24 protein-coding genes and 1 tRNA gene are annotated in these 25,378 nt (G+C 66.8%); 10 read left to right on the forward strand and 15 right to left on the reverse strand.

Going from position 1 to position 25,378, the window contains the following annotated elements; genetic code table 11:
• Positions 1 to 233: 233 nt before the first annotated feature.
• On the reverse strand, positions 234 to 539 hold the full coding sequence (locus tag ABIC63_RS26390) for a DciA family protein (RefSeq protein ID WP_294377041.1): 306 nt from the start codon (positions 537 to 539) through the stop codon (positions 234 to 236).
• 178 nt (positions 540 to 717) lie between these two features.
• Here ABIC63_RS26390 and secA point away from each other — a divergent pair, with 178 nt between their 5' ends.
• The 4 genes from secA to ABIC63_RS26410 all read left to right on the forward strand — a co-directional run bounded on the left by secA (position 718) and on the right by ABIC63_RS26410 (position 6,175).
• Positions 718 to 3,492: a preprotein translocase subunit SecA gene (secA, locus tag ABIC63_RS26395; protein WP_354321941.1), complete on the forward strand. Its 2,775-nt coding sequence runs from the start codon at positions 718 to 720 to the stop codon at positions 3,490 to 3,492.
• Between the two features lie 100 nt (positions 3,493 to 3,592).
• Positions 3,593 to 4,819, forward strand: coding sequence for a bifunctional glutamate N-acetyltransferase/amino-acid acetyltransferase ArgJ (argJ, locus tag ABIC63_RS26400; protein WP_294377037.1), 1,227 nt, complete (start codon positions 3,593 to 3,595; stop codon positions 4,817 to 4,819).
• Positions 4,820 to 4,853: 34 nt separating this feature from the next.
• Positions 4,854 to 5,729 carry an ATP-binding protein gene (locus tag ABIC63_RS26405; protein WP_354321942.1) on the forward strand — a complete coding sequence of 292 codons (876 nt, stop codon included), beginning with the start codon at positions 4,854 to 4,856 and terminating at the stop codon, positions 5,727 to 5,729.
• Complete coding sequence (locus tag ABIC63_RS26410) at positions 5,726 to 6,175, forward strand: NUDIX domain-containing protein (protein WP_354321943.1); 450 nt, start codon at positions 5,726 to 5,728, stop codon at positions 6,173 to 6,175. Before ABIC63_RS26405 ends, ABIC63_RS26410 begins: the two co-directional genes overlap by 4 nt.
• Positions 6,176 to 6,260: 85 nt before the next feature.
• On the opposite strand, the gene ABIC63_RS26415 is transcribed toward ABIC63_RS26410, so the two are convergent.
• From ABIC63_RS26415 to ABIC63_RS26465, 11 genes are all read right to left on the reverse strand, one after another.
• Positions 6,261 to 6,479, reverse strand: a complete 219-nt coding sequence (locus ABIC63_RS26415) for a DNA gyrase inhibitor YacG (protein ID WP_234197724.1) — start codon at positions 6,477 to 6,479, stop codon at positions 6,261 to 6,263.
• 19 nt (positions 6,480 to 6,498) lie between these two features.
• On the reverse strand, positions 6,499 to 7,254 hold the full coding sequence (gene zapD / locus ABIC63_RS26420) for a cell division protein ZapD (protein ID WP_294377021.1): 756 nt from the start codon (positions 7,252 to 7,254) through the stop codon (positions 6,499 to 6,501).
• A 69-nt stretch (positions 7,255 to 7,323) separates the two neighbouring features.
• Positions 7,324 to 8,331 (reverse strand): alginate O-acetyltransferase AlgX-related protein, encoded by a 1,008-nt coding sequence (locus tag ABIC63_RS26425; protein ID WP_354321944.1) that lies wholly within the window; start codon positions 8,329 to 8,331, stop codon positions 7,324 to 7,326.
• Positions 8,332 to 8,339: 8 nt separating this feature from the next.
• Complete coding sequence (locus ABIC63_RS26430) at positions 8,340 to 9,362, reverse strand: alginate O-acetyltransferase AlgX-related protein (RefSeq protein ID WP_354321945.1); 1,023 nt, start codon at positions 9,360 to 9,362, stop codon at positions 8,340 to 8,342.
• Positions 9,363 to 9,375: 13 nt separating this feature from the next.
• Positions 9,376 to 10,866, reverse strand: coding sequence for an MBOAT family O-acyltransferase (locus ABIC63_RS26435; protein WP_294377011.1), 1,491 nt, complete (start codon positions 10,864 to 10,866; stop codon positions 9,376 to 9,378).
• A gap of 115 nt (positions 10,867 to 10,981) precedes the next feature.
• Entirely contained in the window at positions 10,982 to 11,587 is a 606-nt protein-coding gene (gene coaE, locus ABIC63_RS26440) for a dephospho-CoA kinase (RefSeq protein ID WP_354321946.1), read from the reverse strand.
• 7 nt (positions 11,588 to 11,594) lie between these two features.
• Positions 11,595 to 12,551, reverse strand: a complete 957-nt coding sequence (locus ABIC63_RS26445; protein WP_502935917.1) for a prepilin peptidase — start codon at positions 12,549 to 12,551, stop codon at positions 11,595 to 11,597.
• A complete protein-coding gene (locus ABIC63_RS26450; RefSeq protein WP_234197718.1) occupies positions 12,548 to 13,786 on the reverse strand; it encodes a type II secretion system F family protein in 1,239 nt (412 codons plus the stop codon). The genes ABIC63_RS26445 and ABIC63_RS26450 overlap by 4 nt, the downstream gene beginning before the upstream one ends.
• 28 nt (positions 13,787 to 13,814) lie before the next feature.
• Positions 13,815 to 15,548 carry a type IV-A pilus assembly ATPase PilB gene (gene pilB / locus ABIC63_RS26455; protein WP_294376999.1) on the reverse strand — a complete coding sequence of 578 codons (1,734 nt, stop codon included), beginning with the start codon at positions 15,546 to 15,548 and terminating at the stop codon, positions 13,815 to 13,817.
• Positions 15,549 to 15,739: 191 nt separating this feature from the next.
• Positions 15,740 to 15,816, reverse strand: a tRNA-Pro gene (locus tag ABIC63_RS26460).
• A gap of 25 nt (positions 15,817 to 15,841) precedes the next feature.
• Positions 15,842 to 16,771, reverse strand: coding sequence for a polyprenyl synthetase family protein (locus tag ABIC63_RS26465; RefSeq protein ID WP_294376996.1), 930 nt, complete (start codon positions 16,769 to 16,771; stop codon positions 15,842 to 15,844).
• A gap of 236 nt (positions 16,772 to 17,007) precedes the next feature.
• Between ABIC63_RS26465 and rplU the strand changes: the two genes are divergently transcribed.
• The 4 genes from rplU to proB all read left to right on the forward strand — a co-directional run bounded on the left by rplU (position 17,008) and on the right by proB (position 19,940).
• On the forward strand, positions 17,008 to 17,319 hold the full coding sequence (gene rplU / locus ABIC63_RS26470; RefSeq protein ID WP_017761189.1) for a 50S ribosomal protein L21: 312 nt from the start codon (positions 17,008 to 17,010) through the stop codon (positions 17,317 to 17,319).
• An 18-nt stretch (positions 17,320 to 17,337) separates the two neighbouring features.
• Positions 17,338 to 17,595, forward strand: a complete 258-nt coding sequence (rpmA, locus tag ABIC63_RS26475) for a 50S ribosomal protein L27 (RefSeq protein ID WP_017761188.1) — start codon at positions 17,338 to 17,340, stop codon at positions 17,593 to 17,595.
• Between the two features lie 89 nt (positions 17,596 to 17,684).
• Positions 17,685 to 18,752: an Obg family GTPase CgtA gene (cgtA, locus tag ABIC63_RS26480; RefSeq protein WP_354321948.1), complete on the forward strand. Its 1,068-nt coding sequence runs from the start codon at positions 17,685 to 17,687 to the stop codon at positions 18,750 to 18,752.
• A gap of 54 nt (positions 18,753 to 18,806) precedes the next feature.
• A complete protein-coding gene (proB, locus tag ABIC63_RS26485; RefSeq protein WP_354321949.1) occupies positions 18,807 to 19,940 on the forward strand; it encodes a glutamate 5-kinase in 1,134 nt (377 codons plus the stop codon).
• A gap of 108 nt (positions 19,941 to 20,048) precedes the next feature.
• On the opposite strand, the gene ABIC63_RS26490 is transcribed toward proB, so the two are convergent.
• Together ABIC63_RS26490 and ABIC63_RS26495 are read right to left on the reverse strand one after the other, a co-directional pair.
• Positions 20,049 to 20,501, reverse strand: coding sequence for a CNP1-like family protein (locus ABIC63_RS26490; protein ID WP_354321950.1), 453 nt, complete (start codon positions 20,499 to 20,501; stop codon positions 20,049 to 20,051).
• Between the two features lie 61 nt (positions 20,502 to 20,562).
• Complete coding sequence (locus ABIC63_RS26495; protein WP_354321951.1) at positions 20,563 to 21,228, reverse strand: RNA pyrophosphohydrolase; 666 nt, start codon at positions 21,226 to 21,228, stop codon at positions 20,563 to 20,565.
• Between the two features lie 141 nt (positions 21,229 to 21,369).
• On the opposite strand from ABIC63_RS26495, the gene ABIC63_RS26500 reads away from it, so the two are divergent.
• Together ABIC63_RS26500 and ABIC63_RS26505 are read left to right on the forward strand one after the other, a co-directional pair.
• Positions 21,370 to 23,112 (forward strand): proline--tRNA ligase, encoded by a 1,743-nt coding sequence (locus ABIC63_RS26500; RefSeq protein WP_354321952.1) that lies wholly within the window; start codon positions 21,370 to 21,372, stop codon positions 23,110 to 23,112.
• A gap of 92 nt (positions 23,113 to 23,204) precedes the next feature.
• Positions 23,205 to 23,870 (forward strand): lytic transglycosylase domain-containing protein, encoded by a 666-nt coding sequence (locus ABIC63_RS26505; protein ID WP_354321989.1) that lies wholly within the window; start codon positions 23,205 to 23,207, stop codon positions 23,868 to 23,870.
• A gap of 59 nt (positions 23,871 to 23,929) precedes the next feature.
• Here the strand turns inward: ABIC63_RS26505 and paeA are convergent, their stop codons facing one another.
• The gene (paeA, locus tag ABIC63_RS26510) at positions 23,930 to 25,255 is read right to left on the reverse strand and encodes a polyamine export protein PaeA (protein WP_354321953.1); all 1,326 of its coding nucleotides are present in this window, start codon (positions 25,253 to 25,255) and stop codon (positions 23,930 to 23,932) included.
• Positions 25,256 to 25,378 lie beyond the last annotated feature (123 nt).

Raw genomic sequence — 25,378 nt, forward strand, 5'->3', positions numbered from 1 at the left:
TAGTGCGGACTCCCGTGTGAAAGTAGGTCATCGTCAGGCTCTTACAGCCCTCAAAAAGCCCCTCAGCAATCGCTGCGGGGCTTTTTGTTTTGGGCCCGGTCATCACGCAGGGGCGAGCGAAAAGCGCAATTCGACCAGCAGCGACCGGCGTAATGCATCCAGCGGGTGAATCGTGCAATTACGGCTTCAAGTCACCGCTCCTCCACCTCCTTGGCCGGACAACCGAGAGTCCATCAACTCGCCGTCGATATCTTGATCCGAATCGCCGTGGTCTCCCAGCCGTGGGAGCGCAGATGCGCCAGCAGCATCGGCACCATCTGCCGCAGCTTCGCCGCCACCGCACTGCCTTTGACAAGCAGGCACCAACTGCCGTCCTCCAACGGCCCCGCCTGCAGCGTCGCGAACATCGCCGGTGGAACCAGCGGCTGGATGGCCTTGAGCCGCGCCTGGCTGGCTCGAACCCGTGACAGCAGCCCCGACAACGTGGGCGAATCCTCGGTGGCTTGAAGCAAGGTGATGGCGTGGGAACGTCGGGTCATGGACAGGCTCTAAAATGCCCTGTTCACCGGCCCCAGGGCTGGTGAGGCATGTCGCGGGATGGCGTGGCGGGTCTTCGCTTGGAAGGCTGGTCGGCGCCCCCAACTCGTCCACTATCTTAGGCTTTCCGACCCGCCGTTTCTCGAGGCAGCCTCGAAGCGCGCGCCGATATCGCATCCAATGGCCACGAACTTCCTCACCCGCCTATTCGGCAGCCGCAACGACCGCCTCCTGAAGCAGTATCGAAAGAACGCAGAGCGCGTGAACGCGCTGGAGCCACAGTTTGAGAAGCTCGACGACGATGCGCTGCGGGGCAAGACGCAGGAGTTCAAGGAGCGGCTCGCCAAGGGCGAGCTGCTGGACGATCTGCTGCCTGAGGCCTTCGCCACGGTGCGGGAGGCCTCGAAGCGCGTGATGAAGATGCGGCATTTCGACGTGCAGCTCATTGGTGGCATGGCCCTTCACCAGGGCAAGATCGCCGAGATGCGCACGGGCGAAGGCAAGACGCTTACCGCAACGCTGCCGGTCTACCTGAACGCGCTCACTGGCAAGGGCGTGCATGTGGTCACGGTGAACGACTATCTGGCCAGCCGCGATGCGACCTGGATGGGGCGCCTGTACAACTTCCTCGGACTGACGGTGGGCATCAACCTGCCCAACATGCCCAAGGAGGAGAAGCAGGCGGCGTATGGCTCGGACATCACCTACGGCACCAACAACGAGTACGGTTTCGACTACCTGCGCGACAACATGGTCTACGAGCCGACCGACCGTGTACAGCGGGGGCTCAACTACGCCATCGTCGACGAGGTGGACTCCATCCTGATCGATGAAGCGCGTACGCCGCTGATCATCAGTGGCCAGGCCGAAGACCACACGCAGATGTACCTGACCATCAACCAGGTCGCGCCTCTGCTGACCCGCCAGGAGGGCGAAGAGGATCCCCGCACTGGCGAGGGCATCACCAAGCCTGGCGACTTCACAGTCGACGAGAAGGCGCACCAGATCTTCCTGACCGAAGATGGCCACGAGAAGGCCGAGCAACTGCTGAGCCAGGCCGGCCTGCTTCCGGACGGCGCGTCGCTGTACGACCCGGCCAACATCACGCTGATGCACCATCTGAACGCCGCGCTGCGTGCACGGCACCTGTACCACCGTGACCAGCATTACGTGGTGCAGGAGGGCGAAGTGGTCATCGTCGACGAATTCACCGGCCGCCTGATGAGCGGCCGCCGCTGGAGCGACGGCCTGCACCAGGCCGTGGAAGCCAAGGAAGGCGTGGAGATCCAGGCCGAGAACCAGACGCTGGCCTCAATCACCTTCCAGAACTATTTCCGCCTGTACGGCAAGCTCGCGGGCATGACCGGCACGGCCGACACCGAGGCCTACGAGTTCCAGGAGATCTACGGGCTCGAGACGGTCATCATCCCGCCCAACCGGCCGAGCAAGCGCGACGACCAGCTCGACCGCGTCTACAAGACCACGCGCGAGAAGTACGAGGCGGCCATCGGCGACATCCGCGAATGCCACGAGCGCGGCCAGCCAGTGCTGGTGGGCACCTCGTCGATCGAGAACTCGGAAATCATCTCCGGGCTGCTCACGCAGGCAGGCCTGCCTCATCAGGTGCTCAACGCCAAGCAGCACGCCCGCGAGGCGGACATCATTGCCCAGGCCGGCCGGCCCAAGATGATCACCATCGCCACCAACATGGCAGGCCGCGGCACCGACATCGTGCTGGGCGGCAATGTGGAGAAGCTGGTCGAGGCCGTCGAGGCCGACGAATCGCTGGATGCCGCGACCAAGCAGGCGCGCATCGACGAACTGCGCGAAGGCTGGAAGGCGGAGCACGAGTTTGTGCGCTCGCTGGGCGGCCTGCGCATCATCGCCACCGAGCGCCACGAGTCCCGCCGAATCGACAACCAGCTGCGCGGCCGTTCGGGCCGCCAGGGTGATCCCGGCTCCTCTCGCTTCTACCTGAGCCTGGACGACCAGCTGATGCGCATCTTCGCGGGCGACCGCGTGCGCGCCATCATGGACCGCCTGAAGATGCCGGACGGCGAAGCGATCGAGGCCGGCATCGTGACGCGCAGCATCGAGAGCGCGCAGCGCAAGGTCGAGGCGCGCAACTTCGACGTCCGCAAGCAGCTGCTCGAATACGACGACGTGGCCAACGACCAGCGGAAGGTCATCTACCAGCAGCGCAACGAGATCCTGGACGCCACCGAACTCGGCGCCCAGATCGACGCGCTGCGCGAGGGCTGCTTCACCGACCTGGTCCGCCAGTACGTGCCGGCCGAGTCGGTGGAAGAGCAGTGGGACCTGCCGGGTCTGGAGCGTGCCCTGGCGGCGGACTGGGGCCTCGAACTGCCGCTGGTGCAGGAAGTCGAGGGCGCCGCTGCCATGACCGACGAGGACATCGTCGAGCGCGTGGTCAAGGCGGCCAACGAGGCCTACGAAGCCAAGGTCGTCCTCGTCGGCCGCGAGCAATTCACGCAGTTCGAGCGCATGGTGCTGCTGCAGGCCATGGACAGCAACTGGCGCGAGCATCTGTCCTCGCTCGACTACCTGCGCCAGGGCATCCACCTGCGCGGCTACGCGCAGAAGCAGCCCAAGCAGGAATACAAGCGCGAGGCCTTCGAGCTCTTCGGCCAACTGCTCGACACGGTCAAGAACGAAGTGACGCGGCAGCTGATGTTGGTGCGCATCCAGTCGGCCGAGCAGATCGAGCAGGCCGCCGACGATCTGGAAAGCCGCGCCGAGGCCATCTCCAACCTCACCTACACCGCGCCGACCGAGACGGGCGAACCAGAGGTGCGCAGCACTGCCGCGGCCAGCCCCACGGCAGCCGCAGCGGCCGTGGCCGCCGCCGTCGCTGCCGGCCGCGTGGGCCGCAACGATCCCTGCCCCTGCGGCAGCGGCAAGAAGTACAAGCAATGCCACGGCAAGCTGAGCTGATCGCCGGCTGAGCCTTCGCCTTTGCACCCCGGCGCCGGCCGTCATCGGCACGGCACCGGGGCGCCGCCCAATCTGCGTCCGAGATTTTTCAGGAAACCCCATGCCCGTGAACCTGACCGCCCCCGATCCCGCTCAACTGCACCCGGTGCCGGGTGTGCGTATCGGCGTCACCGAAGCCGGCGTGCGCAAGGCCAATCGCAAGGACCTGACCGTATTCCTGCTCGACGAGGGCAGTGCCGTGGGTGGCGTGTTCACGCAGAACCGCTTCTGCGCCGCTCCGGTGCAGGTCTGCCGCGAGCACTTGGCCGCGGGTTTCGGCGTCCGCGCGCTGGTGATCAACACCGGCAATGCCAACGCCGGCACCGGCGAGGATGGCCTGGTGCGTGCGCGCTCCACCTGCATCGCCCTGGCCCGCCTGCTGGAGGTGGCGCCTGAGCAGATCCTGCCCTTTTCCACCGGCGTGATCATGGAGACGCTCCCCAACGACCGCATCGCCGCAGGCTTGCCCGCCGCGCTGGACGACGCATCGGAGGCGCACTGGGGCCGCGCCGCTGAAGGAATCATGACCACCGACACCGTGCCGAAGGCCTTCAGCCGTCAGGTCGCGCTGGGCGGTGCCACCGTCACCATCACTGGCATCAGCAAGGGGGCCGGCATGATCCGCCCGAACATGGCGACCATGCTGGGCTTCCTGGCCACCGATGCGCGCATCGCGCCGGCGCTGCTGCAGCCGCTGGCCCGCACGCTGGCCGAAGGCTCCTTCAACCGCGTCACCATCGACGGCGACACTTCCACCAACGATTCCTTCGTCGTCATCGCCACGGGCAAGACCGGCCCGGCCATCGACGCGCTGGACAGTGCCGATGGCCAGGCCTTGCTGGCGGCCATGCAGGCGGTCGCGCGCGACCTGGCCCAGGCCATCGTGCGTGATGGCGAGGGAGCGACCAAGTTCATCACCGTGCAGGTGGAAGGCGGCCGCGACGCCGCCGAATGCCGGCAGGCGGCCTATGCCGTGGCGCATTCGCCCCTGGTCAAGACGGCCTTCTTCGCCAGCGACCCGAACCTGGGCCGCATCCTTGCGGCCGTGGGCTATGCCGGCATTGCCGACCTGGACCAGACGCGCATCGAGCTGCACCTGGACGATGTGCATGTGGTCACACGTGGCGGCCGTCATCCCGACTACCGCGAAGAAGACGGCCAGCGCGTGATGAAGAAAAGCGAGATCGTCGTGCGCATCGGCCTGGGCCGCGGCGAGGCCAGCGACACGGTCTGGACCTGCGACCTCAGCCACGACTACGTCTCCATCAACGCGGACTACCGCTCCTGAGAAGGCGCGGGCCCCGCGCCCGCCGCATGCCGCCATGAACGAGAAATTCGAGCGCCTGATCGAACGGGCCGAGCAGTTGATCGACCGCATCGAGTCCGTGCTGCCCCAGGCACTGGGCGCGCCGCCCGACTGGAACGCCGCCATCGCCTGGCGCTACCGCCGCCGCAGTTCCGGCCATGGCCGGCTGGAGCCGGTGCGCCACGTGGCGGCGATGGCGCTCTCCGATCTCAAGGAGATCGACGGCCAGAAGGAAAAGATCGAGCGCAACACCCGCCAGTTCATCGAGGGCCGCCCCGCCAACAACGTGCTGCTGACCGGCGCGCGCGGTACGGGAAAGTCCTCGCTGGTGCGGGCCTGCCTGCATGAGTTCGCGCCGCGAGGCCTGCGCCTGATCGAGGTCGACAAGGCGGACCTGACCGACCTGCCCGACATCGTCGAGGTGGTTTCCGGCCGGCCGGAGAAGTTCATCATCTTCAGCGACGACTTGAGCTTCGACGAGGGCGAGCCGGGCTACAAGGCGCTCAAGTCCATCCTCGACGGCTCGGTGGCCGCGGCCACGCCCAATGTGCTGATCTACGCGACCAGCAATCGGCGCCATCTGCTGCCCGAGTACATGAAGGAGAACCTCAGCTACACGCACACGGAGGACGGTGAAGTCCATCCCGGCGAGGTGGTGGAAGAGAAGATCTCGCTGTCCGAGCGCTTCGGCCTGTGGGTGAGCTTCTATCCCTTTTCGCAGGCCGAGTACCTGGCGATCGTGGCGCAGTGGCTGTCGTCCTTCGGTCTGGACGCTGCCGCCATCGAGTCGGCGCGGCCCCAGGCGCTCGTGTGGGCACTGGAGCGGGGCTCGCGCAGTGGCCGGGTGGCCTACCAGTTCTCCCGCGACTTCGCGGGGCGGATGGCGGCATGACGGAAGTCGCCCCTTCCACCGCGCCCCGCAAGCACACCGAAGTGGCTGTCGGTGTGCTCATCGCTGTGGACGGCGCGCTGCTGCTGTCCACGCGCCCTGACGGCAAGCCCTATGCGGGCTACTGGGAGTTCCCCGGCGGCAAGATCGAAGCCGGCGAAACGGTCGAAGAGGCGCTGCGTCGGGAGCTGCAAGAGGAACTGGGCATCACCATCGACGGCGCCGAGGTCTGGCGCGTGACCGAGCACGACTATCCGCATGCGCTGGTGCGGCTGCACTGGTGCAAGGTGTTCAGCTGGTCCGGCGAGTTCGAGATGCGTGAAGGCCAGACGATGTGCTGGCAGCAGCTGCCGCTGACGGTGACGCCGGTGCTGCCCGGCGCCATGCCGGTGCTGCAGTGGCTGGCGGAGGAGCGGGGGATCGTGGGTCCGGTGCTCGCCGGCGGCTGAGGCAACATCCCTCAGGCTGGGCGTCGCCTCCCGGCTGCTGCGAATGTGCCGAGTGACCAGCCTTCCGCGGCCAGGCGACCTTCTCTCAGCTTTGCAGGCGCGGATCCCCGAAGGGCTCGTCGTCGGGCGGCGCCTCGGTCGGCATGCGGAACTGCTCGCTGGCCCACGCCCCCAGGTCGATGCCCTTGCACCGTGCGCTGCAGAACGGGCGGAAGCGGTTCTCTGGCGCATAGACGCTGTCCTGCCCGCAGGCGGGGCAGGGCACCAGGCGAACAGCAGGCTTCTTCTTTGGGTCGGAACTCATCGGAACGGCAGGGCGCCCTTCAGGCGCACAGAGTGAGCTCGAACGGCGCGTCGTCGATGCTGGGTTGCAGATGGCCCTGCTCATCCTGCCGCATCAGCCGCACAGAGACCATCAAGCGATTGCCGCTGATCTCCGGCACCACATCGAGCGACGGGTCGATACGCAGGCGGAGCAACTGGAAGCTGCGGCTCTGCGGCAGCGTCTGCTGGAACTGCCCACGCGTGGCCATCACCCGGCAGGGCATGTCGGCATCGCGCAGCAGCTTGAGCAGCAGATAGACGGCCTCGGCCAGCGGCGACAGGCTCGCGGCCCATTGCTGCAGGTCGGCCCGACGCTGGGCGGCACTGCGGTGCTGCCAGGCGTGATAGGCGGGCAGGTCGAATTCGCAGGTGCCGGCAGGAATGCCCGCTCGGCTGCGGATGCTCATCAGCCACTCGTTCTCGGCCAGCGTCTGGCCCGCCTTGCCGCTTGCGCTGTTGAGCGACTGGAAGGCACGGTCCAGCTGCAACACGAATGCGTCGAGCAACGACTCCTGGATGGCGGGATTGCCGCGGTAGCCGTTGAACACCGCCTTCTGCTTGTCCAGGTCTCGCAGCGCCTCGGACTTGAGGTCGGCGCGGCCCGCCACGTCCATGATGTCGAACATGGTGAGCAACGCGAAATGATGATGCAGCGCCGAGTCCGATGGCACCAGTTCGCCCAGGCGACGGAACAGGTGCTCGAGCCGAAGGTAGGTCCGGATGCGCTCGTTGAAGGGATATTCGTAGAGGATCACGTCTCTGTGGGGCTCCTTCGCGACATCATAGTTGCCGCGATGCCACATGCGTGTCCGGTTCCCAATGTTTCACGGGGCCTTGGCGACACCCAGTCGCGCCTGCACTTCCTTGAGCATGATGTCCCCCAACGCATACTGCCCGTACATGGAGAAGTGCGTGTCGTTGGGAAAGTAGAGGTCGCGCACCTGGTGCCGTGCGGATTGCGCATAGGCAAACAGGTCGGGGCCGAGGCCGCTCGGCCGGAAGCGAGCGAGGAAGGCGTCGGAGTAGGACGGGTCCAGGTAGACGGTCGTCTTGTTGGGAATGACCATCCACAAGATGGGGATCGGTTGCGAGCGCGTGAAGCTGACCATGTGCTCGAAGGTCCGCGCCGTCAGCGGGCCGTTGGTCAGATCTTCTTTGAAGAAGAGCGCGCGCTCGCACAGGTGGTGCGAGAACTGCTTGCAGCCATCGGGCACGAAGCGCACTTGGGTGTCGTCGCCGAATTGCAGGTCGGTGTGCGACTTGTGCACCGCCTTCATGTTGCGGTAGGTGATCAGGCCGGTTGTCAGTTTGGCGCTCCAGTTCAGGCCCAGGTCCGGCACCCCGACCAAGGGACGGATGAAGGGCTCGGCCTTCACATCGGGCGGCTTCTTGCCCATGGTGGCGCAACTGTCGCTCTTGCGTACGCGCTCGTCGAGCAGGCGCTCGACGCTTTCGGCGATGACCAGGCGACCGCGGAAGCCCGCGCGCTGAAGCCACTGAGAGAAGTCGCCGCACAGGTAGCCCACCTGGCCCCAGTAGATGGTGGAGACCTTGTAGCCGGCGCGAACCAGCGTCGACTGCCAGTACAGGGTCATCGAAAAGCTGTCCCCCACCACCACGATGTCGGCATCGCTCAGTGGCGAGGACTTCAACGACTCGGCGGGAGGTGCGGGCGGCGCGGGCTGCTGCCAGCCGAACTCCGCGTCCGACAGCCGGCCGATGCGGGTCAGATCGCCATAGGGGACCGGCGTGAACAGCGTCAGTACCAGCAGGACGCTGACGACGACGAAGCCGACGAGAAAGGTGCGAAGCCAGATCGCTGCGTAATTCATGAACGCTGTCAGGGAAGAGGTTCCAGCCCGGCCGCCCGCACGGCGTCGACCATGCGGCTGCCGAAATAGAGCTGGCCTTGCATCGACCAGTGCGTGTCGTTGGGCCAGTAGAGGTCGATGATGCGCAGGCGCTGTTCCTGGGCCATCGCGAAGAGGTCGGGGCCCACGCCCAGGGCGTTGCTGCGGGCCACGAAGGCGCTGGCGTTGGAGATGTCGAGGTAGACGGTGGTCTTGTTGGGCACCACCATCCACATGACCTTCACCGGCGCCGCCCGGCGCGTCAGGGTGGCCATGAAATCGGCATCGCGGGGTTGCAGCTCGCGGTTGGTCCGATCGGCCGTGAGAAACAGGCTCTTGTCGCAGACGAGGCTGCTGAACTGCCTGCAGCCATCGGCCACCGGGCTGGAGAAGATGTAGTCGCCGAAGCGCTCGTGTTCCACGTCCACCACGCCATCCGTCTTCACGATCTGGCGCGTGTTGAGGTAGGTGATGAGGCCGGTGGTCAGGGGCGACTCCCAGTTGAGCCGGAAGCCCGGGGCCGGTTGGGCCGGGCTCTGCGTGGGCACGGGCAGCGCCTTGAGCGGGCGGCGGATCATGGTCTCGCAACCCTGGGCCTGCTCCAGGCGTTCGGGCAGCAGCCGCTCGATGCTCTCGAGGATGACCATCCGGCCCTTGAAGCCGATGGACGTCAACCAGGCCGGGAAGTCGGCGCACAGCGGGCCGCTCCGGTCCCAGTGCGTGGTCGCCACCTTGTAGCCCGCTGCGACCAGGGGCGACTGCCAGGCGTAGTACATCGAGAAGCTGTCGCCGATGACCAGGATGTCCGCGTCGGCCGGTTCCCATCCACGGACATGGGCCATGGGGATCTCCGGTGGCACGGACCGCCAGCCGAAGGCGTCCTCGGAGACGCGGCCGATGCGCGTGAGGCCGCCTTCGGCCGGCTGCGTGAACAGGGTGACCAGGAACAGCGCGACGATGACCGCAAAACCGGTCATGAAGACGCCGAGCCAGGTCCGCGCGGGCTTGTGCATCACTGCCGCTTCGTCAGAACTGGAAGTACAGGAAGGGGCTGTAGGTGCCCAGTCGCGAGATGGACATGCCCAGCAGCAGCACGGTCACGGCGGCCGTGACCACGGTGGCGAGGCCGGCCAGTCGGGGACGGCCGGCCAGGGCCGGGACCACCGGCACCCAGCGCTGCAGGCTGATGGTGGGCGGCAGGGCCAGGCAGATGAAAAGGCCCAGGAACATGGTCTGGAAGAACTCGGGCTTGCGGTAGGGGATGGTGAACTCGGAGAAGGCGGACATCGAGACGCCGTTGAGCCCCAGCATGCCCTTGTAGAGGTGCATGGCGGTGGTCATGCTGTCGGCGCGGAACACCACCCAGGCGACCATCACGCACAGGAAGGTCAGCAGCCAGCGCAGCGGCAGGGTCCACCTGCTCGGCGGCCGGTTCCGCCGAACCTTGGCGTTCCAGAGATGGTTGATGGTGAGGTAGATGCCGTGCAGCGCACCCCACAGCACGAAGGTCCAGGCGGCGCCGTGCCACAGGCCGCCCAGCAGCATGGTCAGGAAGAGGTTGAGGTAGCGTCGTGCTTCGCCCTTGCGGTTGCCACCGAGCGGGATGTAGAGGTAGTCGCGCAGGAAGGTCGACAGCGAGATGTGCCACCGGCGCCAGAACTCGATGATGCTGGTCGACTTGTAGGGCGAAGCGAAGTTGAGCGGCAGGTTCACGCCCATGCACAGCGCGATGCCCACTGCCATGTCGGAGTAGCCGGAGAAGTCGAAGTAGATCTGCAGCGTATAGGCCAGCACCCCGAACCAAGCGCTGATCAGGGTCGGGATGGTGCCGCCCTGCACGCCGTGGAAGACCATGTCCGCGTACTCGCCCATGCGGTCCGCGATCAGCAGCTTCTTGGCGAGGCCGAAGCTGAAGATGGCCAGTCCAAGTGCGAGCTTGTTGGTGTCCACGCGGTAGGTCGCCGGGTTGGCGAACTGCGGCATCATCTGCGCGTGGTGCAGCACCGGGCCCGCGATCAGGTGCGGGAAGTAGGTCACGAACAGCACGTAGTGCACGAAGCTGCGTTCGCGCACCTTGCCCTGCCAGCAGTCCACCAGGAAGGCGATCTGCGTGAAGGTGTAGAAGGAGATGCCGATGGGCAGCGCCACATGCAGCATCGGCAGGGGTGCGATGCCCGCCTCGCCCAGGGCCTCGTTCACGTTGCCGATGAAGAAGTCCGCGTACTTGAAGACACCCAGCAGCGTCAGGTTCACGGTCAGCGCCAGCACCAGCATGCGCTTGCGTGCGCGGTCGCTGCGGCCCTCCTGCGGCGTGAGCTGCAGGCCGAACCAGTAGTTCATGCAGATGGAAGCCAGCAGCAGGGGCAGGGCCTTCACACTCCACCAGCCGTAGAAGAAGAGCGACGCCAGCGCCAGGAAGCCCGCCGCTGCCCGCGTGTTGCGCCATCCGATCAGGAAGAAGCCCGCCAGCACCAGCGGGAAGAAGACGAAGATGAACGCGTAGGAGTTGAAAAGCATCGGGGATGGGGCTTCTTGTGCGCCGGTTTCGGCGGGGCCGTACGGGCTCCTGCGCGTGTCTCTGCGTTGTGATGCCCGCCCCAGGGTGGGCGGGTCGCGAAGGAGCAGCGCGGGATTATCGCAAGCCCGGCCTGACCCAACGCTGCCACAACGACTGCACGCATAGAGCGAGGGCATCCATGCCGAGTTCCTCGTTGTGGATCACGGCGTCGGCCGCCGCCCGCCGCTGGGCGCGCGACGCCTGCTGCGCGATCACGGCGCGCACAGTCTCCTCCGGCCAGCCGGAGCGGGCCATGACGCGGCGCACCTGGACGTGTTCGGACGCATCGACCACGAGCACACGATTCACCAGGGCGCGCCAGCGACCGGACTCCACCAGCAGCGGGACGTCAAAAACGAGCATGGGCAGGTCGCCGTGTTCACGCGCCTGACGCTCGCATTCCTCGCCGATCAGTGGATGGAGCACGCCCTGCAGGCGGTGGCGGACGTCGGGGTTGCCGAAAGCGAGTTCGCGCATCCGGGCCCGGTCGAGGCTGCCGTCGGGGGCCGCCACTTCGGGCCCGAAGGCCTCCACGATGGCGGGCATGGCCCGCCCGCCCGGCGTCGTCAGCTGGCGCGCGATGGCGTCGGTGTCGACCAGGCCTGCGCCCAGCGCCTGCAGTTGGGCGGCGACGGTGCTCTTGCCGCTGCCGATGCCGCCGGTGAGGCCGATGCGCAGCATGGCCGACTCAGAAGCCCAGGGGGAAGGCGAAGGGAAGCCAGTCGCGCATGGTGGCTGGCCCGACGATCAGGCAGAGCAGGCCTGCGCCCGCCAGGAAGGGGCCGAAAGACAGGGGCACATGCCGGTTGGCCAGGCGGCCCACCAGCAGCAGCACGACGCCCAGCACGGCGCCCACCAGCGAGGACACGAGGATGATGGCCAGCAGGAAGGGGGCGCCCAGCCAGGCGCCCAGGGCGGCCAGCAGCTTGAAGTCGCCAAAGCCCATGCCCTCCTTGCCGGTGGCGGCCCGGTAGAGCCGATAGACGATCCAGAGGCTCAGATAGCCGAAGATGGCGCCCCAGATGGCCGAGGTGGGCGAGACCCCGGTCAGCCCATAGGCCGCGCCCGCCAGGCCCAGCCACAGCAGCAGGTAGTTCAGCGAGTCCGGCAGCAGTTGGGTGTCCAGGTCGATGACGAACTGGCAGACGAGGATCGCGCAAAACGTCGCCCAGAGGCCTGCGACCGGCGTCATGCCGAAGCGCCATGCGCACAGCGCGAACAGCGCGCCAGTGACCAGTTCGACCGCCGGGTAGCGCAGGCCGATCGGCGCCTTGCAGGCGCTGCAGCGGCCCCGCAGCGCCAGCCAGCTCAGCAGCGGGATGTTTTCGTACCACCGGATCTCGTGGCCGCAGTGGCCGCAGCGCGATCCCGGTCGCGCGAGCGTGAGTGGTGGCAGCGCATCGACCTGGTCGAGCGCGGCCTGGGCATCCTGCTCGAGACGGCCGGGGGGTTTGGTGTCTTTGCCGAAGACCAGTTCCCACAGGCTGGGAATGCCGGGTTGGGGCGCCAGGTTGGCCGTGGCATCCACGAGCCAGCCGCGGTACATCATGCACGGCAGGCGATGGATCACCACGTTGAGGAAGCTGCCGACGACGAGGCCCAGCAGGCCGCCTGCCGCGGCATCCAGGAACGCCGGCGCCATCAGACGACCTGGCCCAGCTTGAAGATCGGCAGGTACATCGACACGACGATGCCCCCGATCACCACTCCCAACACAACGATGATGATCGGCTCCATCAGGCTCGACAGGCCCGCCACCATGGCGTCGACCTCCTGCTCGTAGAAGTCGGCGGCCTTCCCCAGCATGTGGTCGATGGAGCCGGACTCCTCGCCGATGGCCGTCATCTGCAGCACCATGGGCGGGAACAGGTTCGCGCCCGTCATGGCCGTCGTCAGGCTGGTGCCCGTGGACACCTCCTGCTGAATGCGGGTGGTGGCCTTCGCATACACCGAGTTGCCTGATGCGCCACCCACCGAGTCGAGCGCCTCCACCAGCGGGACGCCAGCGGCGAACATGGTCGACAGCGTGCGCGTCCAGCGCGCCACGCAGGACTTGTCGATGAGCGCGCCGAAGATCGGCAGGCGCAGCAGCAGGCGGTCCATGCCTTCCTGGAATTTCTCGTTGCGCTTCCAGGCCTGCATGAGGAAGTAGCCGCCCGCGATCAGCACCCCGAAGATCAACCACCAGTAGCCCACAAAGAATTCGCTCATGGCGATGACGAACAGCGTGGGCGCGGGCAGGTCGGCCCCGAAGGAGGTGAACACCTGCTTGAAGGACGGGATCACGAACAGCATGATGATCGTGACCACGATGAAGGCCACCAGGATCACGGCCGTCGGGTACATCAGCGCCGATTTGATCTTCGACTTGATGGCCTCGGTCTTCTCCATGTAGATGGCCAGGCGGTCGAGCAGTTCTTCCAGGATGCCGGCCGCCTCGCCGGCCTCGATCAGGTTGCAGTAGAGGCTGTTGAAGTACTTGGGATGTTTGCGGAAGGCCGAGGACAGCGAGGTGCCGGTCTCCACGTCGGTGCGGATGTCGTTGAGCAGCCGCGCCATGTTGGGATTGCTGTTGCCGCGGCCCACGATGTCGAAGGACTGCAGCAGCGGCACGCCGGCCTTCATCATCGTCGCCATCTGCCGGGTGAACACGGCCACGTCGCGTGGCTTGATCGCCTTGCCCGAGCGCAGGCGGCGCTTCTTGATCTTGGTGGTCAGCACGCCCTGGCGCCGCAGCGAGGCCTGGACCTGGTTCTCGCCCAGGGCCCGCATCTCGCCCCGGACGGCCTTGCCGTTGCGGTCGCGGCCTTCCCACTCGTAGAGGTGTTCCTTGGCAGAGGTGGGGCGGGTGGGGCTTCGTTTCTGGGCGGCTGTGGCCATGGCAACTCCGTTGGGCGCGCGTCCGAGTCTATTCGTTGGTGACGCCGAGCACCTCTTCGAGCGAGGTCACGCCCTGCATCACCTTCTGCAGACCCGAGCGGCGCAGCGAGCGCACGCCCTCGCGCTCGGACTGGGCGGCGATCTCGAGCGCGCTGCCATCGCGAAGGATGATCTTCTGGATCTCCTCCGAGATCGGCATCACCTGGTAGATGCCGACCCGGCCCTTGTAGCCGCCGCTGCAGGCGGGGCAGCCCACAGGTCGGTAGGGCTTCCAGCTGCCGTCGAGTTCCTCGCGCCGGAAGCCGGCGTCCAGCAGCGCCTGCGGCGGAAGGTCGGCGGGCAGCTTGCACTGCGGGCACAGGCGACGCGCCAAGCGCTGGGCGGTGATCAGGATGACGCTCGACGCGATGTTGAAGGGGGCGATGCCCATGTTGCGCATCCGCGTCAGCGTGGTGGGCGCGTCGTTGGTGTGCAGCGTGGAGAGCACCAGATGGCCGGTCTGCGCGGCCTTGATGGCGATGTCGGCCGTGTCCAGGTCGCGGATCTCGCCGACCATGATGATGTCCGGGTCCTGCCGCAGGAAGGCGCGCAGCGCCGTCGCGAAGGTCAGGCCGGCCTTCTCGTTGACGTTGACCTGGTTGACACCCGGGAGGTTGATCTCGGACGGGTCCTCGGCGGTGGCGATGTTGACGCCCGGCTTGTTCAGCAGGTTCAGGCAGGTGTAGAGCGATACCGTCTTGCCCGAGCCTGTGGGCCCGGTCACCAGGATCATGCCGTAGGGTCGGCCGATGGCGGTGAGCAGGCGCTCCTTTTCGTCTGCGTCGTAGCCGAGCGCGTCGATGCCCAGGCGCGCGCTGCTGGGGTCGAGGATCCGGATCACGATTTTCTCGCCGAAGAGCGTGGGCAATGTGCTGACGCGGAAGTCGATCACCCGGTCGGCGCCGATCTTCAGCTTCATCCGGCCGTCCTGCGGGATGCGCTTCTCGGAGATGTCCAGCTTGGAGATCACCTTGATGCGCGAGGCCAGCTTGTCCTTGATGGCCACGGGCGGGCTGGCGATCTCGCGCAGTTCGCCATCCACCCGGAAACGCACGCGGTAGTTGTGCTCGTAGGGCTCGAAGTGGATGTCGGAGGCGCGCATGGAGAAGGCGTCGAGCAGCATCTTCTGCAGGAAGCGCACCACGGGTGCGTCCTCCACCTCGGAAGAGGCGGCCGTCTCCTGGGCCTCGTCCGGCTCGCCGAGCAGTTCGTCGTACTCGAACTCGCTGCTCGCCAGTTGCTCCAGCGTTTCCGAGGGGGTGGCCGCGCTCGCGTCGACCAGGCGCGACAGCTTGTCGTACTCGGCCACCACCCAGTCCACGCCCAGTTGGGAGGCGAACTTGATCTTTTCTGCCGCCTGCTGATCGGAGGGGTCGGCCGTGGCCACCACCAGCCGATTGCCACGCTTGGCCAACACCACAATGCGGTAGGACTGGCAGAGGCGCACATCCAGCAGCCCCTTGGGCAGTCGCAGCGGATCGACTGCGGCGAGATCGACCAGGGGGGCGGAGAAGCTGATCGCCAGCACATGCGCCAACTCATGCGGAGATACCTGGCCGGTGCCGGTGAGTTCGGCAATGAAACTGCTGCGCGAGGCCAGCGAGCGACGGTAGATCTGCTCGGCGGCTTGCGCGTCCAGGATGCCTGCCGACACCAGGGCGCGTGCCAAACCAGGCAGCGCAACGGAGGCGGTGTCACGAAGCGGTGGGTCGGCAACAGCCATGCGGCGGAAAACGGGAGGTGGGAGCTGGACGGTCAACGGACCATCGCGCCAATGTACATTGGTTGCACAAAAACACATTGTGCAACACGGCTGTAGGCCCTTCGTGTGAGTGCCTGGCGTGGGATTGGACCAACAAAAAAAGCCCCACGACGTGGGGCTTTGGTGCCTTGCCCGGTGGGCAAGGATGAATCTGGTCGGGGTGAGAGGATTCGAACCTCCGGCCTCTACGTCCCGAACGTAGCGCTCTACCAGGCTAAGCTACACCCCGTTAATCAGTCTTGCTTCGGTGCCGATCAGGTTCGGCGCTCAAGAAGCTGAGCCGCTAACTGTAGCATACCTTTCGAGTAAATATTGGCCGGGAGCGCGTCGAGCGCGGAAATTGCGCGTTCGGCTTCGCGCGCGGCCGCGGCACGTGTGGCTTCCAATGCGCCGGTTTCCCGCACGACCTGGACCACCTGCGGGAGTTGGGAGACGTCGCCTGTCTCCAGTGCCGTGCGGACGATGGCGGCCTGCGCGGCGTTGCCGCGCTTCATGGCGAGGATGAGTGGCAGCGTGGCCTTGCCTTCCCGGAGATCGTCGCCGACGTTCTTGCCCGTTTCGGCCGCATCGCCCGCGTAGTCGAGCACATCGTCCACCACCTGGAATGCGGTCCCGAGGGCTTGGCCGTAGGTGGCGCACGCTTCTTCCAGATCGCGCGGGGCGCCGGACAGGATCGCCGCCAGCCGGGTGCTGGCCTCGAACAGCTTGGCAGTCTTGGAGCGGATGACCTGCAGGTAGGCCTGCTCGTCCAGCGACGCATCGCCCATGTTCATGAGCTGCAGCACCTCGCCTTCCGCGATGACGTTGGTGGCTTCGGCCAGAACCTCCATCACGCGCATGTCCTGGGCGTCCAGCATCATCTGGAAGGCGCGCGAATAAAGAAAGTCGCCGACGAGCACGCTGGCTGCGTTGCCGAAGGACTCGTTGGCGGTGGGCCGGCCTCGGCGCAGGGTGGACTCGTCCACCACATCGTCGTGCAGCAGCGTCGCGGTATGGATGAACTCGACGACCGCTGCCAGGTTGAAGTGCTGCGTCCCCTCGTAGCCGAGCGCTCGGCTCATCAGCAGAAGCAGGACCGGGCGCAGGCGCTTGCCACCTGCGGCAATGATGTAGCGCGACACTTGGCTCACCAGGGGCACGCCCGTGGACAGGCGGGCGTCGATGACCCGGTCGACCTCGGTCATGTCGCTGGCCACGAGGTCGAGCGCTGCAAAGGTCGGCGGAGGTGGGCTGGCTGTGGTGGAAGACAAGAGAGGTGGCGCGAGGCGCGGTGATCGGTCTTTCGAGCGCCGGAATTATAGGGAGCGGCCACGGACAGGCCCGTCCTTGGGCTGCCGGGGCGTGCATCTTGTCATTGCCCGTGCTATCATGGAGAGCTTCGCGGAATGAGCCGCGGAGAATCTTTCACAAGAGGTTTCCCATGTACGCGGTCATAAAAACCGGTGGCAAGCAGTATCGCGTTGCCCCCGGCGAGAAAATCAAGGTAGAACAGATTGCTGCGGACGTTGGCCAGGAAATCGTGATCGACCAAGTGCTTGCCGTCAGCGACGGTAGCGCGATCAAGGTCGGCACGCCCCTGGTGTCCGGCGCCACGGTGACGGCCACGGTGCTGTCCCACGGCAAGCATGACAAGGTGCGCATCTTCAAGCTGCGTCGCCGTAAGCATTATCAAAAGCGTCAAGGCCATCGCCAGCAGTTCACCGAGCTGCAGATCGGTGCGATTGCCGGCTAAGCCCAGGAGCAGGACACCATGGCACAGAAAAAAGGCGGCGGCTCTACGCGTAACGGGCGCGATTCCAAGCCCAAGATGCTCGGCGTGAAGGCCTTCGGCGGCCAAGTGATCAGCGCCGGTTCCATCATCGTGCGTCAGCGCGGTACGCGCCTGCACGCCGGTGACAACGTGGGCGTGGGCAAGGACCACACCCTGTTCGCGCTGGTCGATGGCCGCGTCTCGTTCGGCATGCGCGGCGCGCTGAACAAGCACGTCGTGAACATCACCCCGGTCTGAGCGACCTCGCTCTCTCGTGTGAAGCCCCGCTTTGCCGGGGCTTCATCGTTTATGTGCCTCCCGGCACGTCTCATTTGTAAACTGCCCTCATGAAGTTCGTCGACGAAGCCTTCATCGACATCGCCGCTGGCGATGGCGGCAACGGCTGCGTGTCGTTCCGCCATGAGAAGTACAAGGAATTCGGCGGTCCCGACGGTGGCGACGGTGGCCGCGGCGGCCACGTCTTCGCGGTGGCCGATCCCAACCTCAATACGCTGGTGGATTACCGCTTTTCGCGCCGCCACGAGGCCAAGCGCGGCCAGCATGGCATGGGCTCCGACATGTTCGGTGCCGCGGGCGATGACGTCACGCTGCGTATGCCGGTCGGCACCATCATCAGCGATGCCGAGACGGGCGAGGTGCTGTGCGAACTCCTCGTGCCGGGCGAGCCGGTCACCATCGCCAAGGGCGGGGACGGTGGCTTCGGCAACCTGCGCTTCAAGTCGTCGATCAACCGCGCGCCGCGGCAGAAGACGCCCGGCTGGCCTGGTGAGCGCAAGAGCCTCAAGCTCGAACTCAAGGTGCTGGCCGACGTGGGCCTCTTGGGCATGCCCAATGCCGGCAAGTCCACGCTGATCAGCGCCGTCTCGAACGCCCGCCCGCGCATCGCCGACTATCCCTTTACGACGCTGCATCCCAACCTGGGCGTGGTGCGCCTGGGGCCGGAGCAGAGCTTCGTGATCGCCGATCTTCCCGGGCTGATCGAAGGCGCGTCCGAAGGGGCTGGCCTCGGCCATCTTTTCCTGCGCCACCTGCAGCGCACCCGCCTGCTGCTGCACGTGGTCGATCTGGCGCCCTTCGACGAGGGCGTGGATCCGGTGGCGCAGGCCAAGGCCATCGTGGGCGAACTCAAGAAGTACGACCAGGGCCTCTACGACAAGCCGCGCTGGCTGGTGCTCAACAAGCTGGACATGATCCCGGTCGAGGAGCGGGCCGCCCGCGTCAAGGATTTCGTCAAGCGTCTGCGCTTCAAGGGGCCGGTGTTCGAGATCTCCGCCCTCACGCGCGAAGGCTGCGAGCCGCTGATGAAGTCCATCTACCAGCATGTGAAGGCACAGCAGAAGGCCGAGCAGCCGCCGGAATACGTCGATCCGCGCTTCGCCTCGCCCCAGGACTGACTGCCACGTCCGCCTGTCCTACCCACGGCGCCCGGCGCCGCACGATTCCGCTCCATGACCCGCAACTTCTCGTCCTCCGTCCTGCGCGATGCGCGCCGTCTTGTGGTGAAGGTCGGCTCCAGCCTTGTCACGAACGAGGGCAAGGGGCTGGATGAGGAGGCGATCGGCGAATGGTCGCGCCAGCTCGGCGCGCTGGTCCGCGATGGCCGCGAACTGGTGATGGTGTCCAGTGGAGCGATTGCCGAGGGCATGAAACGCCTGGGCTGGTCCATGAGGCCCAAGGAGGTCCATGAACTGCAGGCGGCGGCTGCCGTGGGACAGATGGGTCTGGCCCACATGTACGAGAACAAGCTGCGCGAGAACGGCCTGCGCAGTGCGCAGGTGCTGCTCACGCATGCCGACCTGGCGGATCGCGAGCGCTACCTCAATGCCCGTTCCACCCTCCTGACCCTGCTGGGCCTGGGCGTTCTGCCGGTCATCAACGAGAACGACACCGTCGTCAACGACGAGATCAAGTTCGGCGACAACGACACGCTTGGAGCGCTGGTCGCCAACCTCGTGGATGCGGATGCGCTGGTCATCCTGACCGACCAGAAGGGCCTCTACACGGCCGACCCACGCAAGAACCCCGACGCCACATTCGTGCACGAGGCCCAGGCCGGCGATCCAGCGCTGGAACTGATGGCAGGCGGTGCGGGCTCCAGCATTGGCCGCGGTGGCATGCTGACCAAGGTCCTGGCGGCCAAGCGGGCGGCGGGTTCGGGAGCGTCCACGGTCATTGCCTGGGGCCGCGAACCCGATGCGCTGATGCGGCTGGCGCGCGGCGAGGCCATCGGCACACTTTTGGTGGCCGACACCGCCAAGCACCAGGCTCGCAAGCGCTGGATGGCCGACCATCTGCAATTGCGAGGCGCGGTGATCGTGGATGAGGGCGCGGCGCGTAAGGTGCGCGGCGAGGGCAAGAGCCTGCTGCCCATCGGCATGACAGCGGTCGAAGGCGACTTCTCCCGTGGCGACGTCATTGCCATCCGCGATGCTGCCGGTGCCGAACTGGCGCGCGGCCTGGCCAACTATGCGGCGGCCGAGGCTCGGCTGCTCTGCCGGCGTTCATCGGCGGACATTGAGGGGCTGCTGGGCTATTCAGCCGAGCCCGAGATGATCCATCGGGACAACCTCGTCTTGATGTGAGCATCGGAACTCGGGCTCCTGCGCCACTGGCGGCGCATTCGGCGTGACTCGCCACGCGCCTTCAGCCTTTGCCTGAAGGCCGCCGAACGCCGCCGATTCGCGCGGCGCTCAGTAGAGCAGCACCTCCGGCCGCTTGAGTTCGCGCACCATGTCCGTCACGCTCGCTCGCGGTGCGCGTCCTCGACACAGCGCCTGCCGGGACAACTCATAGGTGTAGATCGAATTGCGATCATCGATGCGCTTCCAGTCGGGGTTGTCGACCAGCCGCCATGCCCCGTCGGCTGATCGGGCGTAGGTCTTGTACTCCGCCGTCGCGCAGCGCACGCCTTCGTAGAAGGCATTGACGGTGCCGCCGCCCTCGCGCCAGCCCAGCACCACATAGCGCACGACGCCATCGGGCGTGATCACGATGGTCTTGGGATCGATGCCGAATTTGAGCGTCATGTACGCCGGCATCTCGATCTGCAGCGCACGCTTGACGTCATAGGCCGGCGGAGGCGGAACCGCCGACTCCTGCCAATCCGGGTTGTCGACCAGTTGCGCGTGCGCGGTACCTGCCACCAACGCCGCAGCGGCGAGCAGATGGGTGAACTTCTCCGCTGTCGTGGAATGCCCCCGGACACTAGGGACTTGCGGGTGTCGGGCTGTCTGGATGCGAGGCATGATCGGAGGCACTGTTGGGGTCGGGGTCGAAGGACGCGCCCGGCGGCAATTCGAAGGTGGGCGCCGCGGTGGAGGGGCCGTGCGGTGGCCGGTCACGATGATCGGCTTCGCGGCCCCGCATGCTGCCGCGCAGGAAGCGGTTACGCATGTCGGGCCGTGGCAGGAAGCGGGCCAGTTCGGTCAGCGCCATCTCGTAGACGCCACGCTTGAACTCGACCACCACGTCCAGCGGGACCCAGTAATCGTGCCAGCGCCAGGCGTCGAACTCGGGATGGTCGGTGGCACGCAGGTTGAGATCCCAGTCGTGCCCCACAAGTTGCAGCAGATACCAGATCTGCTTCTGGCCTTTGTAATGGCCGCGGGCGTCGCGGCGGATGTAGCGGTCGGGCACCTCGTAGCGCAACCAGTCGCGGGTGCGGGCCACGATGCGCACGTGGTCCGGCATCAGGCCGACCTCTTCGTGGAGCTCGCGGTACATGGCCTGCTCGGGTGTCTCGCCCCGATCGATCCCGCCTTGAGGAAACTGCCAGGAGTGGGTGCGGATGCGTTTGCCCCAGAACACCTGGTTTTTCTGGTTGAGCAGGATGATGCCGACGTTGGGCCTGAAGCCGTCCCGGTCAAGCATAATCAAACCCCAATTTTTGAACTGGTTCGATTATGCATAGATCGATGCTGGCCGGAGCTTGACGCCGGCCCGCCCAGTTCCCGGCCCCGCGCCGCGTGCGGCACGCCGCCTTCCTTCCTCCAGCTTCTTGCCCTGCAGTCGATGAAAGCATCCCGTTTCCTGGTGTCCACACTCAAGGAGGCCCCGGCCGACGCCGAAGTGGCCAGCCACCGGCTCATGACCCGTGCCGGCATGATCAAGAAGCTCGGCGCGGGCATCTACACGTACATGCCCATGGGCTTGCGCGTGATCCGCAAGGTGGAGGCCATCGTGCGCGAAGAGATGAACCGCGCCGGCGCCGTCGAGATGACCATGCCCGTGGTGCAGCCGGCCGAGCTCTGGCAGGAGACGGGCCGCTTCGACAAGATGGGCGCCGAGCTGCTGCGCATCAAGGACCGGCACGACCGCGACTTCGTGGTCCAGCCCACCAGCGAGGAGGTGGTGACGGACATCGCCCGCCAGGAGATCCGCAGCTACAAGCAGCTGCCCAAGAACTTCTACCAGATCCAGACCAAGTTCCGCGACGAGCGCCGTCCGCGCTTCGGCCTGATGCGTGGCCGTGAGTTCATCATGAAGGACGCCTACAGCTTCGACCGCAGCCCCGAGGCGGCCAAGGCGAGCTACCAGGTGATGGCGCAGGCCTATCGCCGCATCTTCGACCGCTTCGGCCTGCGCTACCGCGCCGTGGCGGCGGACAGCGGCGCCATCGGCGGCGACCTGAGCGAGGAATTCCAGGTCATCGCCGCAACGGGTGAGGACGCCATCGTCTACTGCCCCGACAGCGACTACGCCGCCAACATGGAGAAGGCAGAGGCGCTGGCGCCCACCGGCCCACGCGGCGCGGCGACGCAGCAGATGACCAAGACGCCGACGCCCGGCAAGTCCACCTGCGAGGACGTGGCGGCGCTGCTCGGCGTACCGCTCTCGACCACGGTGAAATCGCTCGTACTGGCCACGGACTTGCTCGACGACAAGGGCGCCATCAAGGCCACCCAGGTCTGGCTCCTGCTGCTGCGCGGCGACCACGACATGAACGAGGTCAAGGTCGGCAAGCTGCCCGGCCTGGCCGGCTTCCGATTCGCCACCGTGGGCGAGATCGAGGCCCACTTCGGCTGCAAGCCCGGCTACCTGGGCCCGCTCCACATGAAGCAGCCGGTCAAGGTTGTGGCCGACCGCGAGGTGGCACTGATGGCCGACTGGATCTGTGGCGCCAACGAGCCCGACTTCCACATCACCGGCGTCAACTGGGGCCGCGACCTGCCCGAGCCCGACCTGGTGGCCGACCTGCGCAATGTCGTCGCGGGCGATCCGTCGCCGGACGGCAAGGGCGTGCTGGCCATCGAGCGCGGCATCGAGGTGGGCCACGTCTTCTACCTGGGCACCAAATACAGCCACGCCATGAGCGCCACCTTCCTCGAAGAAGACGGCAAGCCGCGTCCGCTGGAGATGGGCTGCTACGGCATCGGCATCACCCGCCTGCCGGCCGCCGCCATCGAGCAGAACCACGACGAGCGCGGGATCATCTGGCCCGATGCGCTGGCGCCCTTCACGGTGGTGCTGTGCCCCATCGGCATGGACCGCAGCGCCGAGGTCAAGGCCGCCGCCGAGGCGCTGTACGACCAGTTGCTGGCCGATGGCGTGGACGTGCTGCTGGACGACCGGAACGAGCGCCCCGGCGCCATGTTCGCCGACTGGGAATTGATCGGCGTGCCGCACCGCCTGGTCATCTCCGACCGCGGCTTGAAGGAAGGGCAGTTCGAGTACCAGCATCGCCGCGACACGGCGGCGACCAAGGTGCCGGCGGCCGAGGCGGCGGCCTTCCTGAAGGGCCGCCTGGCGGTGTGACGCGGCGCCCGGCCTTCGCCGACGCGCAGGCCGGCGGGCTGGACGGCACCGCTGCGGCCGCCGTTTCGGCCGGTGCTGCGGCGCCCTCCGCCATGCAGGCCGGCCGCCGCGGCTTCCTGGGGCGCGCCGCGGGACTGGCATCCTGGGCCGGCCTCGCCGCGCCGCTGTGGCTGCCCTCCACCGCCCATGCCGGCGCCCAGATCGAGGAGCCGCTGGCCGATGCGGTGCGCACCGCACTCAGCTCGGCCATCCTCAACAACGCCCCGCCGGTTCCTGAGTTCGACGACTTCGCCGGCCGGCTGCACTACCTGCGCTGGCTCGGCACCATGGGCGACCGGTTGCGGCGCAAGGTGTCCGATTGGCAGACCCGCAAGGAGCTGCTGCAGACCATCTGGTACGAAAGCCGCCGCGCCGGCCTGGACGTGAGCCTGGTGCTGGGCCTGATCCAGGTCGAGAGCAACTTCCGCAAGCACGCGGTGTCGAGCGCGGGTGCGCGGGGCTACATGCAGGTGATGCCCTTCTGGGTGCGGACCATCGGCAACGGCGACCCCTCGGTGCTGTTCCACATGCAGACCAACCTGCGCTTCGGCTGCGTGATCCTGCGCCACTATCTGGACCGTGAGCGCGGCGACCTGTTCATGGCGCTGGGCCGATACAACGGCAGCCGCGGCCGCGCGCCGTACCCGGACGCCGTCTTCGCCAACCAGCGCAACTGGACCTTCGATCCTCGTCACACCCCGGGCGGCGCAGGCGAGTGACTGGCCGGGCGCCGGCCGCCGCCCAGACCGTCGCCGGAGGGCCGCCGACGCCGCGCCCTTCAGTGGCGCACCGCGGGATCGGGCTGCGCCGCGGCCGGTCCGCCGCGTGTGACCATCACCTGGTCGATGCGGTGGCTGTCCACGTCCATCACCTCGAAGGTGAAGCCGGCCCAGCTCACGCTGTCGGTGCGGCGCGGCACGCGGCGCAGCATCACCATCAGGAAGCCGGCCAGGGTCTCGTACTCGTCCTCGTGCGGCATCTCGTCGATGCCCAGGGCGCGCTGCACGTCCTGGATGGGCGTGACGCCGTCGATCAGCCAGGAATGCTCGTCGCGCTGCACGATCTGCTGCTCGTCGGTGGAGGCCGGCACCAGATCGCCCATCACCGTGCTCATCACGTCGTTGAGCGTGATGACGCCCACCACGAGGCTGTATTCGTTGACCACGATGGCAAAGTCCTCGTGGGCCGAGCGGAACTGCTCCAGCACCTCGGTCAGCGTCAGCCGGTCGGGAATGACCAGCGCCTTGTGGATCGGTAGGCCCTGGTCGAAGGACAGGGGCTGGCCGCCCAGCACGCGCTGGAACATGTCCTTGGCGTCGACATAGCCCAGCACGTGGTCGATGTCGCCCTCGCAGACGGGGTAGGCCGAGTAGGGCTCGGCCACGATGCGCGCGCGCAGCACCGACTCCGGATCATCGTGGTGCAGCCAGGCGATGCGCTCGCGCGGCGTCATCACGCTGTTGACCATGCGCACGTCCAGTTCGAAGACGTTCGCGATCACCTGGTGTTCCTGCGCCGCAAGCACGCCGGCGCGGGTCCCGGCTTCGGACATGGCCAGTATGTCGGCCAGGGTGATCTTGTCCTCGCGCACCATCGGCAGGCCAAGCAGCTTGAACAGGCCATCCGTCATGCGGGTGAACAGCCAGGTGAGCGGGCCCAGCAGCGTGATCAGCCAGCGCATGGGCCGGGCGATGCGCATGGCCATGCGCTCCGGCTCGCTCATGCCCAGCCGCTTGGGGAAGAGGTCGGCGAAGACCAGGAAGGCCGCGATGATGGTGATGAAGGAGGCGGTGAAGGCGGCTCGCTGGGCGTTCTCGGCATCGAGCGCCAGCTCGAACAGGCGCGCGAAGTAGGGCGTCAGCGCCCCTTCGCCCACCACGCCGCCCAGGATGGCGATGGCGTTCAGGCCGATCTGCACGACGGTGAAGTAGTGGCCCGGCTGCTCCTGCAGCGCGATCACCTCCTGGGCCCGCGCGTCCCCGTCATCGGCCAACTGGCGCAGGCGCAGCCGGCGGGCGGCGGCGAGCGAGATCTCGGCGACGGAGAAGAAGGCGCTGACGGCAATCAGCAGCGCGATCAGGAGCAGGCTTTGGGTCAGGGTCATCGGCTGGCAGGAAGTGGCGCCGGCCTGAGGATAGCGCCCCGGCGCACGGCGTCACCCGTGTCTCAGCCCCGCTAGCATGCCGGGCCGCGCTCGAACGGCAGGCGCGCGAGCGAGCAGGTCCCA

Source organism: Pseudacidovorax sp. 1753 (assembly GCF_040544975.1).
Lineage (GTDB): Bacteria > Pseudomonadota > Gammaproteobacteria > Burkholderiales > Burkholderiaceae_C > Xenophilus.

Excerpts from the sequence above, each read along its gene's own strand:
- ABIC63_RS26390 (WP_294377041.1), bottom strand. The coding sequence starts at position 539 with ATGACCCGACGTTCCCACGCCATCACCTTGCTTCAAGCCACCGAGGAT.
- secA (WP_354321941.1), top strand. The coding sequence starts at position 718 with ATGGCCACGAACTTCCTCACCCGCCTATTCGGCAGCCGCAACGACCGC.
- argJ (WP_294377037.1), top strand. The coding sequence starts at position 3,593 with ATGCCCGTGAACCTGACCGCCCCCGATCCCGCTCAACTGCACCCGGTG.
- ABIC63_RS26405 (WP_354321942.1), top strand. The coding sequence starts at position 4,854 with ATGAACGAGAAATTCGAGCGCCTGATCGAACGGGCCGAGCAGTTGATC.
- ABIC63_RS26410 (WP_354321943.1), top strand. The coding sequence starts at position 5,726 with ATGACGGAAGTCGCCCCTTCCACCGCGCCCCGCAAGCACACCGAAGTG.
- ABIC63_RS26415 (WP_234197724.1), bottom strand. The coding sequence starts at position 6,479 with ATGAGTTCCGACCCAAAGAAGAAGCCTGCTGTTCGCCTGGTGCCCTGC.
- ABIC63_RS26425 (WP_354321944.1), bottom strand. The coding sequence starts at position 8,331 with ATGAATTACGCAGCGATCTGGCTTCGCACCTTTCTCGTCGGCTTCGTC.
- ABIC63_RS26430 (WP_354321945.1), bottom strand. The coding sequence starts at position 9,362 with ATGCACAAGCCCGCGCGGACCTGGCTCGGCGTCTTCATGACCGGTTTT.
- ABIC63_RS26435 (WP_294377011.1), bottom strand. The coding sequence starts at position 10,866 with ATGCTTTTCAACTCCTACGCGTTCATCTTCGTCTTCTTCCCGCTGGTG.
- coaE (WP_354321946.1), bottom strand. The coding sequence starts at position 11,587 with ATGCTGCGCATCGGCCTCACCGGCGGCATCGGCAGCGGCAAGAGCACC.
- ABIC63_RS26450 (WP_234197718.1), bottom strand. The coding sequence starts at position 13,786 with ATGGCCACAGCCGCCCAGAAACGAAGCCCCACCCGCCCCACCTCTGCC.
- pilB (WP_294376999.1), bottom strand. The coding sequence starts at position 15,548 with ATGGCTGTTGCCGACCCACCGCTTCGTGACACCGCCTCCGTTGCGCTG.
- ABIC63_RS26465 (WP_294376996.1), bottom strand. The coding sequence starts at position 16,771 with ATGACCGAGGTCGACCGGGTCATCGACGCCCGCCTGTCCACGGGCGTG.
- rplU (WP_017761189.1), top strand. The coding sequence starts at position 17,008 with ATGTACGCGGTCATAAAAACCGGTGGCAAGCAGTATCGCGTTGCCCCC.
- rpmA (WP_017761188.1), top strand. The coding sequence starts at position 17,338 with ATGGCACAGAAAAAAGGCGGCGGCTCTACGCGTAACGGGCGCGATTCC.
- cgtA (WP_354321948.1), top strand. The coding sequence starts at position 17,685 with ATGAAGTTCGTCGACGAAGCCTTCATCGACATCGCCGCTGGCGATGGC.
- proB (WP_354321949.1), top strand. The coding sequence starts at position 18,807 with ATGACCCGCAACTTCTCGTCCTCCGTCCTGCGCGATGCGCGCCGTCTT.
- ABIC63_RS26495 (WP_354321951.1), bottom strand. The coding sequence starts at position 21,228 with ATGCTTGACCGGGACGGCTTCAGGCCCAACGTCGGCATCATCCTGCTC.
- ABIC63_RS26500 (WP_354321952.1), top strand. The coding sequence starts at position 21,370 with ATGAAAGCATCCCGTTTCCTGGTGTCCACACTCAAGGAGGCCCCGGCC.
- ABIC63_RS26505 (WP_354321989.1), top strand. The coding sequence starts at position 23,205 with ATGCAGGCCGGCCGCCGCGGCTTCCTGGGGCGCGCCGCGGGACTGGCA.
- paeA (WP_354321953.1), bottom strand. The coding sequence starts at position 25,255 with ATGACCCTGACCCAAAGCCTGCTCCTGATCGCGCTGCTGATTGCCGTC.